Origin of the sequence: Loktanella sp. 3ANDIMAR09, assembly GCF_001420005.1 — a bacterium.
GTDB lineage: Bacteria > Pseudomonadota > Alphaproteobacteria > Rhodobacterales > Rhodobacteraceae > Loktanella.
In genome coordinates this window covers 67258-73701 of sequence record NZ_LJAK01000015.1, presented here as the reverse complement: position 1 = coordinate 73701, position 6444 = coordinate 67258, and the positions used below count along the sequence as shown (strand labels likewise).

Below are 6444 nucleotides of genomic sequence, written 5' to 3'. Positions count from 1 at the left end.
CGAATTCGATGACCTGGCCGAGGGCGAAGAAGCCACGACCACGGTCACCTACACACCCCAGGACGATTCCGGCCTGCCGGGCGATCCCGTGACGGTCACCCTGACCGTGACCGGCACCAACGACGGTCCCGTGGCCAGTGACGATATCTTTGTGGTTGGGGCAGACGAGCTCGCTGGCGATGTCGACGGGAATGTCATTACCGGTGACAACGGCGCGGGTGTCGATACCGACCCAGAAGGCGATACGCTGACAGTCGTTGGCGTCAATGCTGCCCTGGGTGGCGTCGGCACGCCGATTGCCGGTGACAACGGTGGCCTGTTCATCATTGCTGCCGACGGTACGGTCGATTTCGATCCGAACGGTGATTTCGACAATGTCGGTCTGAACGATGTGGTCGAGACTTCAGTCACCTATACCATCAGCGACGGGAATGGCGGCACCGATACGGCAACCGTGACCTTCCGCGTGGGTGGTGACAACGACGGTACCATTCAGGGCACCGCAGGCAACGACATCATCAACCCCGACATTCCCTATGTGGATGCGGATGGCGATATCGTCGACGGCAACGATGCCAAACTGCCCGGCGATACCGGCAATGACGACCTGATCCTCGGGTTCGAGGGCGACGACAGCATCGACGCCGGTGACGGCAACGATGAGGTGTTCGGTGGTGCCGACGATGACACGATCGACGGTGGTGTCGGCGACGACACGCTGAGCGGTGACGCGGGCAACGACAGCATCTTTGGCAACGACGGGGATGATACCATCCTCGGCGGTGATGGAGACGACTCGATCCGTGGTGGCGACGGTGAGGACACCATCGAGGGCGGTATCGGCAACGACACCATCAACGGTGGTGACGACAACGACACCATCGACGGTGGTGCCGGTGACGACGTGCTGGACGGCAACCTGGGCGACGACGTTGTCGCGGGCGGTGACGGCAACGACACCATCCAGGGTGGTGCCGGCAATGATACGCTGGCCGGTGACGCAGGCGACGACAGCATCACGGGTGGGGTCGGCAGCGATTCTGTCACGGGTGGTGACGGCAACGACGTCATCAACACGGGCAATCACGCCAACCCGGCGACGGACTACGACTATCCGGGTGCCACGGTGCCGGGTCTGCCGATCGGTGACAACGATCCGTTCCCGAACGATGACCGCGACGTGGTCGACGGTGGTGCAGGTGATGACATCATCACAACCGGCGATGACGACGATATCGTGTTCGGTGGCACGGGCAACGACACGATCGACGCAGGCATCGACGATGACTTTGTCAGCGGCGGGGCAGGCAACGATACGATCATCGGCGGGCAGGGTGTTGATACCCTGCAGGGCGATGACGGTGACGATGTGATCTTTGGCGGGCTGGAAACAGACACCTTTGATCTGCCCGATGCCGTTGATCCGGCACCCGACGACAACCGCGACACCATCTTTGGCGGGGCTGGCAACGACACGATCTATGGGCGTGACGATGCGGATAGCATCTCTGGCGGGACGGGCGATGACCTGATCTTTGGCGGTATCGACGACGATACGATCGCCGGTAACCAGGGCAACGACACGCTGTATGGCGATCAGGGCAATGACGCCCTGACTGGCAGCCTGGACGACGACCTTGTCTTTGGTGGCACTGGCGATGACTTTATCCAGGGCGGAAGCGGTTTCGACACGCTGTTCGGCGATGAAGGAAACGACACGATCCAGGGCGGCAACGACGATGACCGGATATTTGGTGGCGTCGGTGACGACAGCATCCAGGGCGGTGGCGGCAACGACACCATTGACGGTGGCGAAGGGAACGATCTGATCGGTGCCTTTGACGGCGACGACAGCATCCTGGGTGGTGAGGGTGACGATGTCATCCGCAGCCAAGGTGGCGACGACTCGATCTTTGGCGGTGACGGCAATGATGAGATCTTTGCAGGGGCCGGAAACGACACGGTTGCGGGCAACATGGGTGACGACACCATCTTTGGTGGCGACGGCGATGACAGCCTGACCGGCAGCTTTGGTGACGACTCTGTCTTTGGTGGGGCCGGCAACGACTTTATCCAAGGCGGTGCGGATACTGATCTGCTGGATGGTGGTGACGGCGACGATCGCATCCAGGGTGACAACGGTGATGACCTGATCTTTGGTGGGGCTGGCGACGACAGCATCCAGGGTGGCGGCGGCAACGACGTCATCGACGGTGGCACCGGCGACGACATCATCGGCGGATTTACCGGCGACGACAGCATCCTGGGCGGCGATGGCAATGACGTCATCCGGTCCGGCGACGGGTCCGACACCATCAATGGTGGGGCTGGCAACGACCAGATCTTTACCGACGAGGGTAACAGCAACCTGCCGGACAAGGATTATCCGGGCGACGGTCTGGCCGCTGATCCTGATCCGTTCGACAACCGCGACACCGTGTTCGGTGGCGACGGTGACGACACGATCCGGACTGGTGACGATGCGGACACCATCTTTGGTGGTGACGGTTCGGACAACATCGATGCGGGCGTCGACGATGACGTCATCAGCAGCGGTGACGGCGCTGACGTGGTCAAGGGTGGTTTTGGCAACGATACCTTTACCGACGTGTCCTCTGGCGATGTCATCTTTGGCGGTGAAGACCCCGACGATGGTGATATCGACCGGTTCAACTTTGACCAGACGACCCTGGACAAGATCGACCGGATCGAAACCAACGGCGGTGCTGGCGACGCGGAAGAGCTGCGCGAAAGCGGAACCATCTTCTTCAAGGACGGCACCACCGCGACCTTTGAGGAGATTGAGGCACCCTGCTTTACGCCGGGCACCCTGATCGCCACGCCAAAAGGCGAGCGTCTGGTCGAGGACCTGCGCGTGGGTGACAAGATCATCACCCGCGACAACGGCATCCAGGAAATCGCCTGGTACGGTCAGAAGGAGTTCACCGGCAAGGAGCTGGCGGCGAAACCGCACATGAAGCCGATCCTGGTCAAGGCCGGATCACTGGGCCACGGTCTGCCAGAGCGCGACATGATGCTGTCTCCGAACCACCGCCTGCTGGTGTCCAGCGAGAAGACGCAGCTCTACTTTGAAGAGCGTGAGGTTCTTGCAGCGGCCAAGCACATGGTGGGTGCGCAGGGGATCCATACGGTGGATGTCATGCGGACGACCTACATCCACTTCATGTTCGAACAGCACGAAGTCGTGCTGTCGAACGGGGCATGGACCGAAAGCTTCCACCCGGGTGACTATTCATTGAATGGTCTGGGCAACAGCCAGCGGAACGAGATCTTTGAACTCTTCCCCGAGCTGAAGACCGAAGCCGGTCTGGAAGGTTACCAGTCTGCCCGCAAGGCACTGAAAAAGCACGAAGCCAAGCTTTTGATGAAGTAAACGACATGCAGCCAGTTCCCGTGTCATTGCGGCACGGGAATGCGAAACAGGGGCCCGCGCGGGCCCCTGTTTTCGTTTTAACAAAAGGTTGCTACCGGCTGGATCAGCGCGCCGCGCGCCAGGCTGCCCATGCCTCTGGCGTATCCAGATCCAGGCGGGCGCGATCGTCTGAAAAACGCACCAGAACCGTCTGATCGGAAAACGTTTTCATGATCTCACTGCCACCGGAATCACCGGTCAGATGGGCAAACCGAGGGGCCAGGCTTGCGTCGCACAGGATCGGGTGGCCGGGGCGACCATCTATCGTCGCACCACGCCAGATCAGGGCGTCCGGATGGCTGTTGCGGGCGTCGATCAGTGATTGCATGTCGGCACGGGTGATATCCGGCATGTCAGCAAGGACGATCATGAACGCCGGACAGCTAGGCAGTTGTCCGATTGCGTCGCGCATTGTGCCAGACAGGCCTTCGGCGGCGTGCGGTGTCTGGAGCACCGTCACCGCAAGCCCATCCAGCGTCGCGCGGCGCGCCTGCGCGTTGTGATGCAGGGCCACATGGACCGGGCCAAGGGATGCAGCGCGGCGCACCACGATACGCAAAAGCGGCTCACCGTCGATCAATGCGGTCAGCTTGTCTGCGCCGCGCATTCGCGACGCAGTCCCAGCCGCGAGGACAACAATCGGGATAGTTTCCATTTTATCCCGGTTTATCATATCGTTATGGAATGATCCTGGTGTATTTCGTGCCTTCGAGCGTGGCGCCGATCCGCAGGCCCGATTGGGCAAACAGGATCGCGATCACGGGGGCGAGCGATGTAATCGTCTCGGCACGCAGCACCTCGCCACGTTCAGGAACGGCATATTCCAGATCACCACCCGCAGCCCATCCGGCGCTGGCACGGAAATCCGCGAGCGCGTTTTGCGTCATGAAAAACAGGACGTGGCTGTATTGCTGTGCGCCGATCTGAAAACCGGCGGATGCACTGGCGGCGGAATAGTAATCCACCGTCGATCCATTGACCTGCAATGCGCCGCGTCCAAAGGATCCACCGATCCCCAGTCCGGCCTCTGTCACGACGGGCATGACCAGCCGGCCGGCGCAGCGTTCGCTCAGGTCGCGGGTGCCGGGGTAGGTGTCATGCATGAATGCCACAGTGCTGGCCACGCGCGCATCAATCGTCGCGGCGGCCCCGTTTCCAACGCCATTTCCGCAGCCCGCCAGCCCGGCTGTCGCTGCAGCCGCACCCGTCAACAGCACGCGCCGTCTGTTCAATATCGTCATCTGAATTGCCCTTTTACTGCCGATGAGACGTTTTCCGTCTTCTGTCGCACAAGTATAGGCGCATTGTGCAAATCTGTCACACCCTTAATGCAGGCTTAGGCCACATTACGCAGCATCCGGGCGGCGGCTGGGGCAAAATACGTGAGGATTCCGTCGCAACCTGCTCTTTTGAAGGACAAAAGGCTTTCCATCATGACCTTGTCACCATCCAGCCAACCGTTCTGCGCTGCTGCCTGCAACATCGCGTATTCGCCGGACACCTGATAGGCGAAGACCGGAACGCTGAACATCTCCTTGGCTGCGCGACAGATGTCGAGATAGGGCATTCCGGGTTTCACCATGATCATGTCCGCACCCTCTGACAGGTCACGTTCGACAAGGCGCATCGCCTCGTCCGCATTGCCGGGGTCCATCTGATAGGTGTTCTTGTCGCCGGTGAGTGCGGCAGAGGCGCCGACCGCATCGCGGAATGGCCCGTAAAAGGCACTGGCGTATTTCGCGGTATAGCTGAGGATCGCCACGTTGTGATGACCGTGGGATTCGAGTGCTGCGCGAATGGCCGCGATCCGCCCGTCCATCATGTCGGACGGCCCAAGGATATCGGCGCCGGCCTCGGCCTGTGCGATGGCCATTTTCACCAATGCTTCGACGGTCCGGTCATTCACGATCTGACCATCCTCGACGAAACCATCGTGGCCGTTGATGTTGTAGGGGTCCAGCGCGATGTCGGTCATGATCGCCATTTCGGGCACTGCGTCCTTGATCGCCCGGATCGTCTGGTTGCTGATGTTGTCGGGCGACCAGGCCAGTGCGCAATCCGCGGTGCGCGCATCCATGCTGGTGTAGGGAAAGATGCAGATGGCCGGAATCCCCAGGGCATGGGCCTCTTTGGCGGCGGCCACGGCGCGGTCCAGTGTCTTGCGCGTGACACCTGGCATGGAGGGGATCGCCTCTTCGGTGTCGGTGCCGTCCATGACGAAAATCGGCCAGATCAGATCATCCACGCTTAGCCTGTGTTGCCGCGACAACCGCCGCAGGGCATCGGTGCTGCGCAGGCGGCGCAGGCGCGTGGCGGGGAAGGGTGCAACGGTGGGTTTCATGGGCGGGCCTTTCTTGTCACACCTGATGGGTCGCACGGAAATGCGACGCTCACAAGTCTGGGCATTCCCAAGTGTGGGCCATAGTGTCCGTCCAACATGTGACTGCCAAGCAAGCGAGACCCCGTGAACTGGAATGCGACAATTCTGCAAGTGATCGATTTTCGATCGTTCAGTTCGATCTGGTATTGGGTCGTGCTGGCCCTGATGTGGTCCTCTCTCAGCTATTACGTGATCGGCGTGCCATATGATCTGGTGCAGCGCGCGCGGCGCAAGCCCGGCCAGGCGCGCGACGATCTGGTCGATGCAACGCGGATCAGCGTCACGCGGCTGTTGTCGCTGGCAGGTTCAGCGGGTGTCGCGATGACCGCAGTGATCTGTTTCTTTTTGTCATCGCTGGCGATCCTGGGGTTCTATTACTGGATCCAACTGGCGCAGGCATTGTTTTTCCTGTCCTTTCCACTGACGATCGTCGGGGCCGTCAGCCTGTCCACCGCGAACAAGATTTATGCGTTGGAACCGGAACATGACGCATTGATCAAGATCCTGATGCGCCACCGTCTGTGGGTGCAGATCGTCGGCATGATCTCGATTTTCATTACCGCGATGTTCGGGATGGCGCAGAACCTGATGGTCGTGCGCGCCTTGTGACCTTGACACCGGCGGGGTGCAG

General features: G+C 60.7%; 5 protein-coding genes. 2 read left to right on the top strand and 3 right to left on the bottom strand.

The genetic code is table 11. From position 1 onward, the window contains the following. The coding region (locus AN189_RS16755; RefSeq protein WP_172794937.1) for a Hint domain-containing protein at positions 1-3394 on the top strand (3394 nt) is incomplete at its 5' end. Between the two features lie 103 nt (positions 3395-3497). Here the strand turns inward: AN189_RS16755 and AN189_RS16750 are convergent. From AN189_RS16750 to hemB, 3 genes are all read right to left on the bottom strand, one after another. Continuing rightward, positions 3498-4088 carry an NTP transferase domain-containing protein gene (locus tag AN189_RS16750; RefSeq protein WP_056038608.1) on the bottom strand — a complete coding sequence of 197 codons (591 nt, stop codon included), beginning with the start codon at positions 4086-4088 and terminating at the stop codon, positions 3498-3500. A 22-nt stretch (positions 4089-4110) separates the two neighbouring features. Next, positions 4111-4674 (bottom strand): YSC84-related protein, encoded by a 564-nt coding sequence (locus AN189_RS16745; protein WP_056038604.1) that lies wholly within the window; start codon positions 4672-4674, stop codon positions 4111-4113. Between the two features lie 95 nt (positions 4675-4769). Beyond that, positions 4770-5774, bottom strand: a complete 1005-nt coding sequence (gene hemB / locus AN189_RS16740) for a porphobilinogen synthase (protein WP_056038601.1) — start codon at positions 5772-5774, stop codon at positions 4770-4772. Between the two features lie 150 nt (positions 5775-5924). Between hemB and AN189_RS16735 the strand changes: the two genes are divergently transcribed. Beyond that, entirely contained in the window at positions 5925-6422 is a 498-nt protein-coding gene (locus AN189_RS16735; protein WP_226747074.1) for a component of SufBCD complex, read from the top strand. Positions 6423-6444: the final 22 nt, after the last annotated feature.